Consider the following 14,169-nt stretch of genomic DNA (forward strand, 5'->3'; position numbering starts at 1 on the left):
TCGTACGACGCATATCTTTGTATACCGCTTATGCAAGTCTTGCCCATTCGCGCGGTTGACGCTAAGGGCAGGTTGATAGAGCTCTTACCAGCCGCGAGGTCCGCAATGTCGTTCACGCTCACCCCCGAAAATACTCTCCCGGTCGACGGTGTCGCCGGGACATTGATCGGGCGTGTCTGGCTGCCGGATGTCGAAGGGCCGGCCGTCGTGGTTGCCAAGGAGGATGGCCTGCACGACATTACCTCCAGCTTCCCGACGGTCAGGGATCTCTGCGAGGCGCGAAATCCGGCCCAGGCTGCCAAGGCGGCGCCCTCCACCGAAATCGGGCCCCTGGCGGAAATCCTCGCCAACACGCCGCCGGCCAACCGTGACCTGCGCAAGCCTTGGCTGCTGGCGCCGATCGATCTCCAGGCCATCAAGGCGGCGGGTGTCACCTTCGTGGTGTCGATGCTCGAGCGGGTGATCGAAGAGAAGGCGCGGGGAAACTCGGCCGCAGCCGCTTCCCTCAGGGCTGAGATCGTCAAGCTGGTCGGTGACGACTTGGCGCGCCTGCGTCCCGGCTCGGTCGAGGCGGCGCGGCTGAAGGAGGTGCTCATCGCCCAGGGCGCCTGGTCGCAATATCTGGAGGTGGGCATCGGGCCGGATGCAGAGATCTTCAGCAAGGCCCAGCCCATGGCGGCCGTCGGTACCGGCGCCGATGCCGGCCTTCATCCCAATTCCACCTGGAACAATCCCGAGCCCGAAGTGGTGCTGGTGGTGTCTTCGGCTGGCAAGATCGTCGGCGCGACGCTGGGCAACGACGTCAACCTACGCGATTTCGAGGGACGGTCGGCCCTGCTGCTCTCCAAGGCCAAGGACAACAACGCATCGGCGGCGGTCGGCCCCTTCGTGCGGCTGTTCGATTCCACCTTCTCGCTCGACCATGTCAGGCGCGCCGACGTAACGCTGGAGGTACGCGGGCCGGAAGGCTACCGGCTCACCGGCATGAGCTCGATCTCCAAGATCAGCCGCGATCCGGGCGATCTCGTCTCGCAGATGATCGGCGTCAACCATCAATATCCCGATGGCGCGGTCCTTTTCCTGGGCACCATGTTCGCGCCCATCGATGATCGTGACGAGAAGGGCAAGGGTTTCACCCACAAGATCGGTGACATCGTCACCATCGCCGCGCCGGAACTCGGCTCGCTGACCAATCGCATGGTGCGCAGTTCCGATGCGCCGCCCTGGACCTTCGGAGCCAGCCACCTCCTGCGCAACCTGGCGCGGCGCGGCTTGCTGTAATCGGCCAGGGGTGGGCGGTCGCGTAACGGCTGTTCCGCCTGAAGGTCCGAAGGGGACTCTCGTCCGTAATACGATTCGCTTCAGCGTCATTGCCGGGCCCGGCCCCGGCAATCCAGCCTGGGTGTCCGCCGCGGGCGGGTGGCTTCTGGATAGCCGGGTTGGCCCGGCTCATCTGCTTTCTTGAGCGATCCTGCCGCCTTCAAGCCAGTTCTTGCGAACGCAATTGCTCCGGCGGGTGGCCGGCGGCTACGAAGCCCCTGACGGTCAGTCCGATTTTCCAGTTCTTCTGCTTGCCGGTGATCGAGAAGAGATTGTAGGAGGCCGGCCAGCGGGCTCGCTCCGGCGCGGCCGAGGCCGAGGGGGTGCACACCACCGGTATCGGTCCCTTGGGCCCCTTGATACGATGCACCAGCCCGGTATGGATATGCCCGTGCAGGACGAGCTCTGCCCCGGTACGGCGCAGTACGGCGTTCAGCCGGTCGCAATCGATCAGCATCGCGGTCGGCCCGGCATCCTGGCGGCGCACCGGGTGGTGAAGCATGACTACGCGGCAATAGCCCTCATGCTCCAGATGTTCGAGAATGGGGCCGAGCTTGGCGATCTGGCGCGGGCCGAGCTTGCCGGTGGCCATGAACGGCGCGGTGGGGATGGCACTGGACAGGCCGACAAGCGCCACTTTTCCGCGGATGCGCACATAGGGAAAGCGCTCGTCCTCATCGAGAGGATGGGCGCCGGCGTTGTCGCCGCGCATCCAGGGGTCGAAGGCCGACAGCAGATGGAGGGCGCCGCCCTTGGTGTAGGCATCGTGATTGCCGGGCACCAGCGAGACGAAGTCGGGCGCGCCGACGGTTTCGAGAAAAGCGCGCGCCGCCGGATATTCGCCAGGCAGAGCGAGATTGACCACGTCACCGGTCAGGGCGATGTGGTCGGGCGCTTGCGCGTGCAAATCCACCAGGAGTTGCTGCAGCACATCCATGCGGTGGACGTCGCGGCGTCCGCGATTCCAGTTGATCCAGCCCAGAACCCGCTTTCCCGCCAGTTCCTTGGCCCTGGCTCGCGGCAAAGGCCCGATATGGGGGTCTGAAAGATGCGCGAGCTTGAACATGAGGGGGCAATCGGGAAGGCGGGGTATCACGAAGCGACAGGCAGTAATGCTAGCGTGGCCATATGGCCTGCCTCTGTCAACGCAAAACGCCTGCGCGTTCTCGCGAACGGCAGGCGTCCTTTTGGTCGGGGACCATCAACCGCCGTTAGGCAGCGGGACGATCGTTAAGCTTTGCTGAAGGTCAACAATGCGACAGTGTCGCGGGTAGCCTGGGTCTTGGCATGGATACGAACGGCGCTGGCAAGCAGCCGGAAATAGGTAAACATCGAACTATACCGGGGCGAAGGCCCCTGGGTCTCCTCTATTGGGGTGGCGCCTCTATACCGTAAGAACAGGTATTTTACCAGCCGATAAAGGCTGCTTGGCGCGCTGGACAGCCATGCGTGGGCGGGATGGCAGGGTGTAGGAAGTTTTTTTGCGATATGATCCCAGACGGGGCCTGGCCACTTCCTTCCAATCACTGAGCATCGATGGATGAATTCTTCTTCAATTACATTGCGACAGAAGATCGGACGTCTGGTGACTCCGCTTTTCATGGTCTATTCCCGCATGCAGCGCGGTATGACTTTGGGCGTCCGCGCCGCCGTGCTCGACGGGCAGGGCAGGGTCTTTCTGGTGCGGCATACCTATGTGCCAGGCTGGTATCTTCCGGGAGGAGGCGTCGAGACCGGGGAAACCGCACTGGCGGCCTTGGCCCGTGAGCTCGAGGAGGAGGGGCATATCCAGCTCAAGGGACCGCCCGAGCTGCAGGGGCTCTACTGGAACCGCGAAATCAGCCGCCGCGACCACATCGCCTTCTTCGTGGTGCGGCACCACACCCAGTCACAACCCCGCCTGCCGGATCACGAGATCGCCGAGGCCGGTTTCTTCCCTCTCGATGCCTTGCCGGAGGAAACCACCAAGGCGACACGCCGCCGGCTCGACGAAGTGGCGGGCCGGCGCCAGCCCGACGGCCTGTGGTGATGCAGCGGTGCATGCCGGCGGCATTTGCAGTGAGCGGGTTCCCGAAATGGCACGATCCGCGCAGCAAAATATCGTTTGATCGATAAATCCGGTTGTAAGGCGCCTGCTTTTGCTGTACGCGCCGCCCATGATGACGAAGAGCCTTCAGCTGCGACGACGAACCGTGGTTTCGCCCCACTCCCTTTCGTGCGCCTGAACGGCTGAGCCGGCGGGCGCTCCCTGCCTGCCGGAACCATCGCAATGCCTGAAATCGCCATCGACCTGACCCCCGAGACGCCCGACGACGGTGCCGTCATCGACAAGCTGCACGAGCGTGCCTTTGGGCCCGGCCGCTTTGCCCGCACGGCCTTCCGCCTGCGCGAGGGGGTGCCGCCCCATCCCAAGTTGTCCTATGTGGCGCGCATCGGTTCGATGATCGTGGGCTCGATCCGGCTGACACCGATCCATGTCGGCGAGGCCTCGGCCCTGCTGCTCGGGCCCCTGACGGTGGAGCCCGCCTTCCGCTCGCGCGGCATCGGCCTGACGCTGATGCAGGCCAGCCTGACCGAGGCCGCCGAGATCGGCCATCGGCTCGTCATCCTGGTGGGCGACGAACCCTATTACAGCCGGGTCGGCTTCAAGCGCATCGCGCCGGGACGTGTGGTGCTGCCCGGGCCGGTCGATCCGCTGCGCCTCCTGGTGAAGGAACTCGTCGATGGGGCCTTCGACGGCGTCGCGGGTGCAGCGCGCGGCGGCTGAGACAGGTCGCGCATTTTCAACATGCCGCGCTGGTCATGTCATCATGCGCACGGCGTCCTCCAGGATGGCTTGGCGCTGCGAGCCGTCCTCCGCGAAGCCGCCGTCGATCCAGGCCTGCTCGGCGCGCGCGAGGATGCGGCCGATGCGCGGGCCAGGCTTGATGCCGAATTGCGCGAGATCCCTGCCGCTGAAGGGGGGCTCGGGAATGCTCCAATGCTCCGGTAAAGCCAGGGCCTCGGCGAAATCCGCGTCGGGGTGGTGCGCGGCCGCGACGAGCATGCCGTCGCGATAAAGCGCAGGACCGAGGCGATAGAGCCATTCCCGGGCTTCGGGAAGCGCAGGGGCGCGTCTGACGCGCTCCAGCAACAGGGCAATCCTTGTCAGGCGCTTGGCCTCGGCGTTGGAAAGGCGCAGCCGCACCGCCAACCGCTCGGCATCGAGGCGCGTGAACAGGCCGAGGGCCGCCAGCCGCCGGATGGCGTCGGGTTCCGCCCCGCTTCCGGCTTCGAGGCCCGCGAGGCGCTGAAGCGCGTCGACACGGGCGATGCCGCCCAAAAGAATGCCGAGAAACCCGGCAGCGCCGATCTCGGCGAGGACCTCGGTCGCCCGCGGCGCCGTGAGCAGTTTGAGAAGTTCGGCCCTGACGCGTTCGGCCGAGAGCCGGCGCAGGCCCTCGCGCCCGCGTATCGCTGCAGCGAAACTCGCTTCATCGAGCGGACCCTTCCCGAAACGAGCATGAAAGCGAAAAAGGCGCAGAATGCGCAGATAATCCTCGGCGATGCGCCGATCGGCATCGCCGAGGAAGCGCACCCGTCGCGCGGCGATGTCGGCGAGGCCGCTGGCATAGTCGTGCAGCCGGCCGTCCGCGGAGAGTGAGAGCGCATTGATGGTGAAATCGCGCCGGAAGGCATCGGCCCGGAAATCGCGGCCGAAATGCACGACGGCGCGACGGCCGTCCGTTTCGATGTCCTCACGCAACGTCGTTACTTCAAGAGGGTGGCCATCAATGACCACGGTCACGGTGCCGTGCTCGATGCCGGTCGGCACCACCTTCCAGCCCCGTGCCCGAGCCCGGGCCTGGGTCTCGACGGGCAGGGCAGTGGTGGCGATGTCCCAGTCGGCGACGGCCACGCCGAGCAGGGCGTTGCGCACGGCTCCGCCTACCACCCGTGCTTCTTCCCCGTCTTGGTTCAGGGCTGCGAGCAGCGTCGACAAGGGGGGCTTGTCGAGCCAGGAGAAACGCTCATCCATCCGATCAGGCATCCAAAAGCATCTTCCAGGAAAGTCGTCGAGCTTCTCAGCTGAGAAAATGCATTAAAACAACAAGTTAGAGAAAAAATCCGATTCGGAGAATGCGCACTTTTCCCTATCGTGTCTGAGGCTCGACCAGCTTGCCGTTCTCCATATGCGCGGGGACATAGGCACTGCCGGCGGGGGCTCCGCCATAATGGGCGAAGAGGGCCAGGCCGACCGCCATGCTCATCACACCCAGCGCGATCAGTCGCAGCAGCGGCAGCCCCGACCGCGCGGGGGCATCGGATTGACCGCCGCGCAGCAACAGCCAGATCCCGTAGACCAGGAAAGGCAGGATGAACAGTACCGCCTCGAACAGGAAAGGCCGGAACATCAACGTACGACCTTCATCGTCTCAACCATAGATCCGCTCATAGAGGGTATGGATGATCCCCGCCGTCACACCCCAGATATAGTGGTCCTGCCAGGGAATTGCATAATATTGGCGCATGGCGCCGCGCCATTCACGGCTTTCTGCAATATGGTTGGCCGGATCCATCAGGAAGGTGAGTGGGCATTCGAACACGCTGTCGACCTCGGCGGGATTGAGATGCAGCACCATGCCCGGATCGGCCAGCGCCACCACCGGCGCGATGCGGTAGCCCGAGCCCGTGAGATAGAGATCGAGATAGCCGATCGGGCTGATCAGGTTGGCCGACAGCCCGACTTCCTCTTCGGCCTCGCGTATCGCGGCCGCCAGCGCACTGCCGTCTTCGGGATCGATGCGCCCGCCCGGAAAAGCGATCTGGCCCGAATGGTTGCGCAGCGCGCTCGAGCGATGGGTGAGCAGCACCGTCGGTCCGTCGGGCCGGTCGATGAGGGCGATCAGCACGGCCGCGGGCTTGGAGGGCGCTGCGGGCAATTCGGCAAGCAGGCCGGGGGAGAATCGGTGATCGCCATGATCAGGCACGCCGTCGAGATGGAGCCCTGCCGGCGCCTCGACGGCAAGCCGGTGCCGGGCTCGTGCGAGGAAGGCCTCGAGCTCGGGATGGTGGGTCGAAGGGGGCAGGGCGGTCAGCATGTCAGGGATCGGTGTTTCGGGGCTCGGCACCGATTTCATCGGCAGGGGCCATGGCAAAGAAATTGCCGCCAGAGGCGACACCGAACATGGCGACCCCGTCGATCTCCCGGATCTCGCCGAGGTCGGCAAGATCGTAATAGAGAGCGCGGTTGACCCGGGCCCAAAGGCCGGCGCGCACATGTACATAGGGCTTCAGTCCCTCGGATGCGCCGATCTCGAACCGCATGGGATGGTCCGGGCCAGCCTCGGTCCAGTCGTCGACATTGGTGCGGAAGGACAGGACCTGCCCGTTCGGCCCCGTTCCCACGCGCATCTCCACGGCCACGAAGGGCACGTCGTCCACCACGATGCCGACGCGCTCCACTGGCGTCACCAGCACATAGCGATCCTCGTCACGCCGCAGGATCGAGGCAAACAGCTTGACGAGTTCGATCCGTCCGATCGGGCTCTTCATATAATGCCAGCTGCCATCGGCCGCGATGCGCATGTCGATATCGCCGCAGAACGGGGGATTCCACAGATGCACCGGACGGGCGCCGGCATGTTTGCCGGTTTCCTTGACGGCCTTGGTCAATCCGGCCAGATCGGTCTGGGCCATAGTCGAAAACACTCGGTGATAAAACGGACGTGAAAACGACAGACAAGCTCTCGCTCCTGCCTTAGTTGCTCTCTAGTATCCTGCGATACAAGGGAATCGCGCAAGCTTTCCCATTATCCAGCGCCTGTCCGGCGCGTTTCCTGCGAGGCATGATGACGGCCGATACCGCCACCAATCTCGATGAAGCCATCATCCGCTCGGCCGAAAACACGGCAGATCTGATCAAGCGGGCCCGCGAAGCGGTGCATGGCGTGATCTTCGGCCAGGAGGCCGTGGTCGATGGCGCCCTGATCACCTTGCTGTCGGGCGGGCACGGCCTGCTCGTCGGCGTACCCGGGCTTGCCAAGACCAAGCTGGTCGAAACGCTCGGCGTGGTGCTGGGGCTCGATGCCAAGCGCGTGCAGTTCACGCCGGACCTGATGCCCTCGGACATCCTCGGCACCGAAGTGCTCGACGCCAGCGAGACGGGCAAGCGCAGCTTCCGTTTCGTGCGCGGGCCGGTTTTTGCCCAATTGCTGATGGCCGACGAGATCAATCGTGCCTCGCCGCGCACACAGTCGGCCCTGCTGCAGGCGATGCAGGAATATCACATTACCGTGGCGGGCGAGCGCCATGACCTGCCCAAGCCTTTCCATGTCCTGGCGACCCAGAACCCGCTCGAGCAGGAAGGGACCTATCCCCTGCCGGAAGCCCAGCTCGACCGGTTCCTGATGCAGATCGACGTGCCCTATCCCGACCGAGAGGACGAGAAGCGCATTTTGCTGTTCACCACCGGAGCCGAGGAAGCCCCGGCGCGGCCTGCCATGAGCGTGGAGGACCTTCTGGGCGCGCAACGCCTGGTCCGGCGGTTGCCGGTCGGCGAATCGGTGGTCGAGGCCATCCTTACGCTGGTGCGCTCGGCCCGTCCCGGCGAGACGCCCGACCTTGCCGGGAAGATCGCCTGGGGTCCGGGCCCGCGCGCCAGCCAGGCCCTGATGCTGGCGGTGCGCGCACGTGCCCTGGTGCAGGGCCGGTTCTCTCCTTCGATCGACGATGTCATCGCCCTCGCCGAACCCGTGCTCAAGCACCGCATGGCCCTCAGCTTTGCCGCCCGGGCCGATGGCGAGAGCATCGAGGGCGTGATCGGACGCCTTGCGCGCAAATTGGGCTGAGCCGAATGGCGGTTTCCACGCGGCTGATCGACGAGCATAAGGCCGTCAGGTCATCAGGCCTGCAGCAGGCGGCGCTCGATCTGGGCGAAGCCATGCCCAGGCTTGCCCTGGAGGCGCGCCGCGTGGCGGCGACGGCATTGCACGGCCTGCATGGCCGCCGCCGGGCCGGACAGGGCGAGAATTTCTGGCAGTTCCGCCATTTTGCGCCAGGAGAAGCAGCCGCCAATGTCGACTGGCGCCGCTCGGCGCGCGGCGACGAACTTTATGTGCGCGAGCACGAATGGGACGCGGCCCAGACCCTGTGGCTGTGGGTCGATCGCTCGGTCTCGATGAATCTGGCCTCCAGCCTGGCGCAGACCTCCAAGCTCGAACGGGCGCTGGTGCTGTGCCTGGCTTTTGCCGATCTCCTCGTGCAGGGCGGTGAACGCGTCGGGCTGATCGGCCTGGCGCGGCCGACCTCGCAACGGGCGATCATCGAAAAATTCGCCCTCGCCTTGATGGCGGCGGCTCCGCCCGCCACGACGGAGCGCAGCGGCCTGCCCGAGCGGATCGCGCTCGGGCCCCGCAGCGAAGCCATTCTGATCGGCGATTTTCTCGACGAGCCGGAGGTGACGGGCGGCACCATTGCCGCCCTGGCGGCCCGCGGCGCGCGCGGTCATCTGCTGGTCGTCGCCGATCCGATCGAGGAGACCTTCCCGTTTGCCGGCCGTACCGAACTGATCGATCCCGAGACGGGTGAAAAATTCCAGGCTCCGCGGGCCCAGGACATCCGCCAGGCCTATGAGGCCCGGCTCGCCGCCCATCGCGACGCCTTGCGGGCGATCACGCACCGTTATGGCTGGAGCATGACGCTGCATCGCACCGACAAGCCGGCCTCCCAGGCCGTGCTGGCCCTGCATCCGCTGCTGCAGCAGGGGGAGGGGATATGATGGCGGCGATCGAGAGGCTAGATCCTCTGAGGCTTGGTCGATGCTAGGTTCGCTGGCTCTCGCCTCACCCTGGATGCTGGCGGCCCTGGCCTTGCTACCGGCCATCTGGCTGCTGCTGCGCCTGGTGCCGCCACGGCCGCAACGTGTCGACTTTCCACCCCTGCGCCTGCTCTACGGCCTGTTGCCGCGCGGGCGGGTGGCGGCGCGCTCGCCATGGTGGCTGACGGCCTTGCGCCTCATCCTGGCTGCCTTGGTGATCGCCATGCTGGCCGTGCCGACGCTGCGGCCTTTCAGTCAGGCCGGACCGACGCGTACGGCACCGCTATTGTTCCTCGTCGACAATGGCTGGGGTTCCGCCGCGACCTGGGCAAAGCGCCAGGAAGTGATCCAGGCCGCGCTTGCCGCGGCCGAGCAGGACCGCCGCCCTGTGGCAATGGCGGCCCTGGCCGAACCGCTCACCGATCTTTCGCTCAGCCCCGCCGCGAGCCTCGGTCCTCGCCTTGCGGCGCTGGCTCCCCAGCCCTGGCAGGCCAGTCGCGGTGCCTATGCGCCCGCCATCGCTTCCTTCCTGCGCGCCGCGCCAGAGGCCGAGATCGTCTGGTTCTCCGATGGTCTGGCTGATGACGGCGACGACGTCTTTCTCGCCACTCTGTCGGAAGCCGGCAAGCAGGGGCGCGTGACGGTCTATCGTGACGATGCCCGCAGTTCCCTGGCGCTCGCCGGCGCGTCCAATTCGCCGAGCGGCATCTCGGTGCGCGTCCTGCGCATGAGCAAGCTCGACCGCACCTTGTCTGGCACGGTCAGGGCACTCGACCTCAAGAATCTGCCGGTCGGCCAGGCCGATTTCAACTTCCCGGCGGGCGCGGCCGAGACGACGGCCCAACTCGACCTGCCTGTGGACATCCGCAATGATGTGGCGCGGCTCGAAATCGTCGGCGATGCCTCGGCCGGCGCGGTGCAGTTGCTCGACCGCACTTGGCGCCGCCGCATGGTCGGTATCGTCTCGGGGCAGGACAAGGATGTCAGCCAGCCCCTGCTCTCGGCGAACTACTACCTCACGCGGGCGCTCGAACCCTATGCCGATGTGAGGACCGCCGAGGGAACGTCTCCGGCCGAGGCGATCGGCCGCTTTCTCGATGACAAGCTGCCGGTCTTGATGCTGGCCGATGTCGGCAATCTCGGTGAGGCCGAAGCCAAGCTCTCGACCTGGATCGAGAATGGCGGCGTTCTGGTGCGCTTCGCCGGCTCGCGCCTTGCTGCCGCCGAAAACACGCTGCTGCCGGTGAAGCTGCGCCAGGGCGGTCGTACCCTGGGCGGTACGCTCTCTTGGGAGAAGCCGCAAAAACTCGGCAGCTTCGACGCCAATAGTCCTTTTGCAGGCTTGGCCTTGCCGGACGACGTCAGCGTCAAGCGCCAATTGCTGGCCGAGCCCGATATCGATCTGCCCGGCCGGACCTGGGCAGCCTTGGCCGACGGCACGCCGCTGGTCACGGCCGAGAAACGGGGCAATGGCGTCATTGTGCTCTTTCACGTGACGGCGGACACTACCTGGTCCAATCTTGTCTTGTCGGGGACCTTCGTGGAGATGCTGCGCAAGGTGGTGGGGCTGGCCAAATCCGCGCCGGTTGCGGGCGCATCCGCAACGCCGGCGGGCGCTGCGGCACCGGTCTATGCGGCGCCGAGCCGGACGCTCGACGGGCTGGGGGCCTTCCAGGTCCCACCGGCGACCGCCCAGCCCGTGCGGGTGGACCAGCCCGGCATCGGCCGGCCCGATCATCCGCCCGGTTTCTATGGGCCGCCCGATGGTCTGGTGGCCGTCAATGCATTGGCAGCCAATGCCGTGTTGAAACCCCTGGACTACAAGGCGCTGAATGCCTCCCTGGCCGATTATACGGTTGCCAAGCCGGTCGCCCTTGGGCCCGTCCTGCTGCTGTTCGCCTTGGCGCTGCTGCTGGCCGATGCATTGATCGTCTTCTTCATGGCGGGCGGCTGGACGCGCCTTGCCCGCGCCGGCGCTGGTTCGGCGGCTTTGGTCGTGTTGGCTCTGACCTTGCTCGCGCCGCCGGACGCCCAGGCGCAGAGCCGTCCCTTCGACGCGGCGCTGAAGACGCGCCTTGCCTATATCGTGACCGGCGACAAGGAGACGGATGACACCAGCCTCGCCGGCCTCAAGGGCCTGACCGCCTATATCGCCGAGCGCACGGCGCTGGAGCCGGGGCCGCCCGACGGTATCGATCCGGCCAAGGACGAACTCGCCTTCTATCCCCTGATCTACTGGCCGATCGTGCCGGGCAAGGAACCTCCGCCGCCGGAGGTGATGGCGCGTATCGACGCGTTCATGAAATCGGGCGGCACCGTCATTTTCGATACACGCGACGCGGTACAACAGGATGCTGGCGGGGCAGCCACGCCGGCCGGCGAAACGCTCAAGCGCCTGCTCTCGGGGCTCGACATTCCCGAACTCGAGCCCATCCCGGCCAAGCACGTGCTGACCAAGACCTTCTACCTGCTCGATAAATTCGTTGGGCGCTATGACAATGGCGAGACCTGGGTGCAGGCCACCGCGCCGACGTCGGAGGACAGCGACAAGCCGGTGTTGGGGGGAGACGGCGTATCGCCCCTGATCATCACCTCCAACGATCTGGCTGGGGCCTGGGCCGTGGATGCCCAGATGAATCCGCTCTTTCCCGTTTCCACCGGGCTGGAGCGTCAGCGTGAGCTGGCCTATCGCGCCGGCGTGAACATGGTGATGTATGCGCTGACCGGCAATTACAAGGCGGATCAGGTGCATGTGCAGGATCTGCTGGAGAGGCTCGGACGCTGATGAGCGATTTCTCCCTGCAATTCCTGCCTCTGCTGCCCTGGCCTGTTGTCATCGGACTGGCCGTGCTGGCGGCTGCCGTCGCGGGGCTGTGCCTGCTGGCGCGGTTGCGCGGGGCCTGGCTGCGCACGCTGGTGCTGGGCCTGTTCGTCCTTGCTCTCACCGGGCCCATTCTGACGCGCGAGCAGCGCGCCGTGTTGCCCAATGTGGTGGCGCTGGTGGTCGACCGCTCCGCGTCCCAGTCGCTGGACGAAAGAACGCGGCAGACGGACGCGGCGCGCGACGAACTGAGCCGGCAGATCAAGGCGCTGGGCAATACCGAATTGCGGGTGGTCGAAGCGGGGGGAGGGGTCAACTCCAGCGCCGACGGCACCCAGCTCTTCGCGCCCTTGGCGACGGCCCTGTCCGATGTGCCGCCGGACCGCGTCGGCGGTGCCATCCTGCTGACGGACGGCGTGGTCCACGACGTGCCGGCACGGGCGGCAGCCCTCGGCTTCAAGGCGCCGCTCCATGCCTTGATCACGGGCCGCGAGGATGAACGCGACCGCCAGATTACCCTGGTCGAGGCGCCACGTTTCGGCCTGGTGAAGCAGGCCACCACCATCCGCTTCCGGGTCATCGATCGCGGCCCGAACATGCCGTCGACGGCCGCCGTGATCCTGCGCCGCGACGGCGAGGAGATTGCGCGTACGACCGTGCCGGTCGGCGAATTGTCCTCGCTGCAGGTACCGATCGAGCATGCCGGCGTGAACGTGGTCGAGCTTGAAGCCGAAACCGTGCCGGGTGAACTCTCGCCGGTGAACAACCGGGCCGTGCTGCAGATAGAGGGCATCCGCGAGAAGATGCGTGTCCTGCTGGTCTCGGGCGAACCCAATGCGGGCGAGCGCACTTGGCGCAACCTGCTCAAGGCCGACGCCAATGTCGAGCTCGTGCATTTCACCATTCTCAGGCCGCCGCAGAAGGGGGACGGCACGCCGATCAACGAACTCTCCCTGATTCAGTTCCCGACGCATCGCCTGTTCGACGAGGAGATCAACCGCTTCGACCTGATCATCTTCGACCGTTATGCGCAGGAAGGCCTGCTGCCGGCCGCCTATTTCGACAATATGACGGAGTTCGTGCGCAATGGCGGGGCCATTCTGCTGGCGTCGGGCGCCGATTACGCGTCCGAGAACAGTCTGTGGGGGACCGGCTTGGCCGAGATCCTGCCGGCCTCGCCGTCGGGCAACGTGCTCTATCAACCCTATCGGCCGGAGATCAGCCCGCTCGGCAAGCGCCATCCGGTGACGCGTGACCTGCCGGGCGGCAACGCCAATCCGCCGGCCTGGGGGCAGTGGTTCACGACGGTGGAGACCAAGCTGCGCGAAGGCAGCGCCGTGATGACCGGTGCTCGGGGCGACCCGTTGCTCGTGCTGGCCCATCAAGGCAAGGGGCGGGTGGCCCTGCTGCTGTCCGACCATGCCTGGCTGTGGGCACGCGGCTATGAGGGCGGTGGCCCCCATGTCGATCTGCTGCGCCGCCTGTCGCACTGGCTTTTGAAGGAGCCCGATCTCGACGAGGAGGCTCTGCGGGCCCGGGCGGTCGGCCGCGACATCACCGTCGAGCGCCAGACCATGGCGGAGACGGCGGTGCCCGTCGAACTGACAGGCCCGAATGGCGAAAAGGTCCGGCTCGCCCTCAAGCCGGAGAAGCCCGGCCTGTGGAGCGCGGTCTATTCCACCGACGTGATGGGGCTGTGGCGGGCAGAGGACGGCGCCTTGCAGGCGATCACCAATGTCGGCCCCGCCAATCCGCGCGAATTCCAGGACCTGCTTTCCACGCCCGATCGGCTGAAGGGCATCGCAGGCGAGACCGGCGGCAGCGTGGAACGTCTCGCCACCCCGTCCGGCCTGTCGATACCGGCGGTTCGTGCTGTCGGCGCCGGTTCCGCTTATGGCGGCAGCGGCTGGATCGGCCTCAAGCGCAGCGAAGCGTCGGTGGTACAGGGCATCGACACCATCCCGCTCTTCGCGGGCCTGCTGGGCCTTGCCTTGCTGCTGGGCGGCGTCACCCTGCTCTGGGCCCGCGAGGGCCGGTAACTTTCTGAAGCGGAATGCGATTTTCGCGAAGGGTCCCCTGGCCCCTCATCCCCCTGCCGGGACCTCTAGCCAACTCCAAAGGAGTTGGCGGCACCCGCAAGGGGAGAAGGGACTAGACCGGGAAAGCCTTGTGCGGCCCGGTCGCTGTCCAACAGGTGCTGCGCTATAAAGTTAACCTCCTTCTCCCCTTG

General features: G+C 66.1%; 12 protein-coding genes. 7 read left to right on the top strand and 5 right to left on the bottom strand.

Annotated elements, in window-relative coordinates; all coding sequences use genetic code 11:
- Positions 1 to 105: 105 nt before the first annotated feature.
- Positions 106 to 1,281 (top strand): fumarylacetoacetate hydrolase family protein, encoded by a 1,176-nt coding sequence (locus tag U1R88_RS09070; RefSeq protein ID WP_322430946.1) that lies wholly within the window; start codon positions 106 to 108, stop codon positions 1,279 to 1,281.
- A gap of 199 nt (positions 1,282 to 1,480) precedes the next feature.
- Here the strand turns inward: U1R88_RS09070 and U1R88_RS09075 are convergent, their stop codons facing one another.
- The gene (locus U1R88_RS09075; RefSeq protein WP_311933620.1) at positions 1,481 to 2,386 is read right to left on the bottom strand and encodes a metallophosphoesterase family protein; all 906 of its coding nucleotides are present in this window, start codon (positions 2,384 to 2,386) and stop codon (positions 1,481 to 1,483) included.
- Between the two features lie 519 nt (positions 2,387 to 2,905).
- Between U1R88_RS09075 and U1R88_RS09080 the strand changes: the two genes are divergently transcribed.
- Complete coding sequence (locus tag U1R88_RS09080; protein ID WP_425545398.1) at positions 2,906 to 3,349, top strand: NUDIX domain-containing protein; 444 nt, start codon at positions 2,906 to 2,908, stop codon at positions 3,347 to 3,349.
- A gap of 240 nt (positions 3,350 to 3,589) precedes the next feature.
- Positions 3,590 to 4,087, top strand: a complete 498-nt coding sequence (locus tag U1R88_RS09085; protein ID WP_068286022.1) for a GNAT family N-acetyltransferase — start codon at positions 3,590 to 3,592, stop codon at positions 4,085 to 4,087.
- A gap of 33 nt (positions 4,088 to 4,120) precedes the next feature.
- On the opposite strand, the gene U1R88_RS09090 is transcribed toward U1R88_RS09085, so the two are convergent.
- From U1R88_RS09090 to U1R88_RS09105, 4 genes are all read right to left on the bottom strand, one after another.
- Positions 4,121 to 5,338 carry a CCA tRNA nucleotidyltransferase gene (locus U1R88_RS09090; RefSeq protein WP_322430947.1) on the bottom strand — a complete coding sequence of 406 codons (1,218 nt, stop codon included), beginning with the start codon at positions 5,336 to 5,338 and terminating at the stop codon, positions 4,121 to 4,123.
- 115 nt (positions 5,339 to 5,453) lie between these two features.
- Positions 5,454 to 5,714, bottom strand: a complete 261-nt coding sequence (locus tag U1R88_RS09095; RefSeq protein WP_322430948.1) for a DUF6111 family protein — start codon at positions 5,712 to 5,714, stop codon at positions 5,454 to 5,456.
- Between the two features lie 21 nt (positions 5,715 to 5,735).
- A complete protein-coding gene (locus U1R88_RS09100; RefSeq protein WP_322430949.1) occupies positions 5,736 to 6,401 on the bottom strand; it encodes a CoA pyrophosphatase in 666 nt (221 codons plus the stop codon).
- 1 nt (position 6,402) lies between these two features.
- Positions 6,403 to 6,999, bottom strand: a complete 597-nt coding sequence (locus U1R88_RS09105) for a DUF1285 domain-containing protein (RefSeq protein ID WP_322430950.1) — start codon at positions 6,997 to 6,999, stop codon at positions 6,403 to 6,405.
- 152 nt (positions 7,000 to 7,151) lie between these two features.
- Here U1R88_RS09105 and U1R88_RS09110 point away from each other — a divergent pair, with 152 nt between their 5' ends.
- Genes U1R88_RS09110 through U1R88_RS09125 form a run of 4 tightly spaced genes read left to right on the top strand, consistent with a single transcriptional unit; the run spans position 7,152 to position 13,978 of the window.
- Positions 7,152 to 8,150 carry an AAA family ATPase gene (locus U1R88_RS09110; RefSeq protein ID WP_322431365.1) on the top strand — a complete coding sequence of 333 codons (999 nt, stop codon included), beginning with the start codon at positions 7,152 to 7,154 and terminating at the stop codon, positions 8,148 to 8,150.
- A 5-nt stretch (positions 8,151 to 8,155) separates the two neighbouring features.
- Positions 8,156 to 9,079 carry a DUF58 domain-containing protein gene (locus U1R88_RS09115; RefSeq protein WP_322430951.1) on the top strand — a complete coding sequence of 308 codons (924 nt, stop codon included), beginning with the start codon at positions 8,156 to 8,158 and terminating at the stop codon, positions 9,077 to 9,079.
- 40 nt (positions 9,080 to 9,119) lie between these two features.
- The gene (locus tag U1R88_RS09120; RefSeq protein WP_322430952.1) at positions 9,120 to 11,903 is read left to right on the top strand and encodes a DUF4159 domain-containing protein; all 2,784 of its coding nucleotides are present in this window, start codon (positions 9,120 to 9,122) and stop codon (positions 11,901 to 11,903) included.
- Positions 11,903 to 13,978, top strand: coding sequence for a hypothetical protein (locus U1R88_RS09125; protein WP_322430953.1), 2,076 nt, complete (start codon positions 11,903 to 11,905; stop codon positions 13,976 to 13,978). Before U1R88_RS09120 ends, U1R88_RS09125 begins: the two co-directional genes overlap by 1 nt.
- The last annotated feature ends 191 nt before the right edge of the window (positions 13,979 to 14,169 follow it).

Origin of the sequence: Labrys sedimenti, assembly GCF_034424805.1 — a bacterium.
Taxonomy (GTDB): domain Bacteria; phylum Pseudomonadota; class Alphaproteobacteria; order Rhizobiales; family Labraceae; genus Labrys; species Labrys sedimenti.

What these genes read in the sequence shown, in the direction of transcription:
- U1R88_RS09100 (WP_322430949.1), bottom strand. Translation starts at nt 6,401, where the DNA reads ATGCTGACCGCCCTGCCCCCTTCGACCCACCATCCCGAGCTCGAGGCC.
- U1R88_RS09105 (WP_322430950.1), bottom strand. Translation starts at nt 6,999, where the DNA reads ATGGCCCAGACCGATCTGGCCGGATTGACCAAGGCCGTCAAGGAAACC.
- U1R88_RS09115 (WP_322430951.1), top strand. Translation starts at nt 8,156, where the DNA reads ATGGCGGTTTCCACGCGGCTGATCGACGAGCATAAGGCCGTCAGGTCA.
- U1R88_RS09095 (WP_322430948.1), bottom strand. Translation starts at nt 5,714, where the DNA reads ATGTTCCGGCCTTTCCTGTTCGAGGCGGTACTGTTCATCCTGCCTTTC.
- U1R88_RS09070 (WP_322430946.1), top strand. Translation starts at nt 106, where the DNA reads ATGTCGTTCACGCTCACCCCCGAAAATACTCTCCCGGTCGACGGTGTC.
- U1R88_RS09110 (WP_322431365.1), top strand. Translation starts at nt 7,152, where the DNA reads ATGACGGCCGATACCGCCACCAATCTCGATGAAGCCATCATCCGCTCG.
- U1R88_RS09090 (WP_322430947.1), bottom strand. Translation starts at nt 5,338, where the DNA reads ATGGATGAGCGTTTCTCCTGGCTCGACAAGCCCCCCTTGTCGACGCTG.
- U1R88_RS09075 (WP_311933620.1), bottom strand. Translation starts at nt 2,386, where the DNA reads ATGTTCAAGCTCGCGCATCTTTCAGACCCCCATATCGGGCCTTTGCCG.
- U1R88_RS09120 (WP_322430952.1), top strand. Translation starts at nt 9,120, where the DNA reads ATGCTAGGTTCGCTGGCTCTCGCCTCACCCTGGATGCTGGCGGCCCTG.
- U1R88_RS09085 (WP_068286022.1), top strand. Translation starts at nt 3,590, where the DNA reads ATGCCTGAAATCGCCATCGACCTGACCCCCGAGACGCCCGACGACGGT.
- U1R88_RS09125 (WP_322430953.1), top strand. Translation starts at nt 11,903, where the DNA reads ATGAGCGATTTCTCCCTGCAATTCCTGCCTCTGCTGCCCTGGCCTGTT.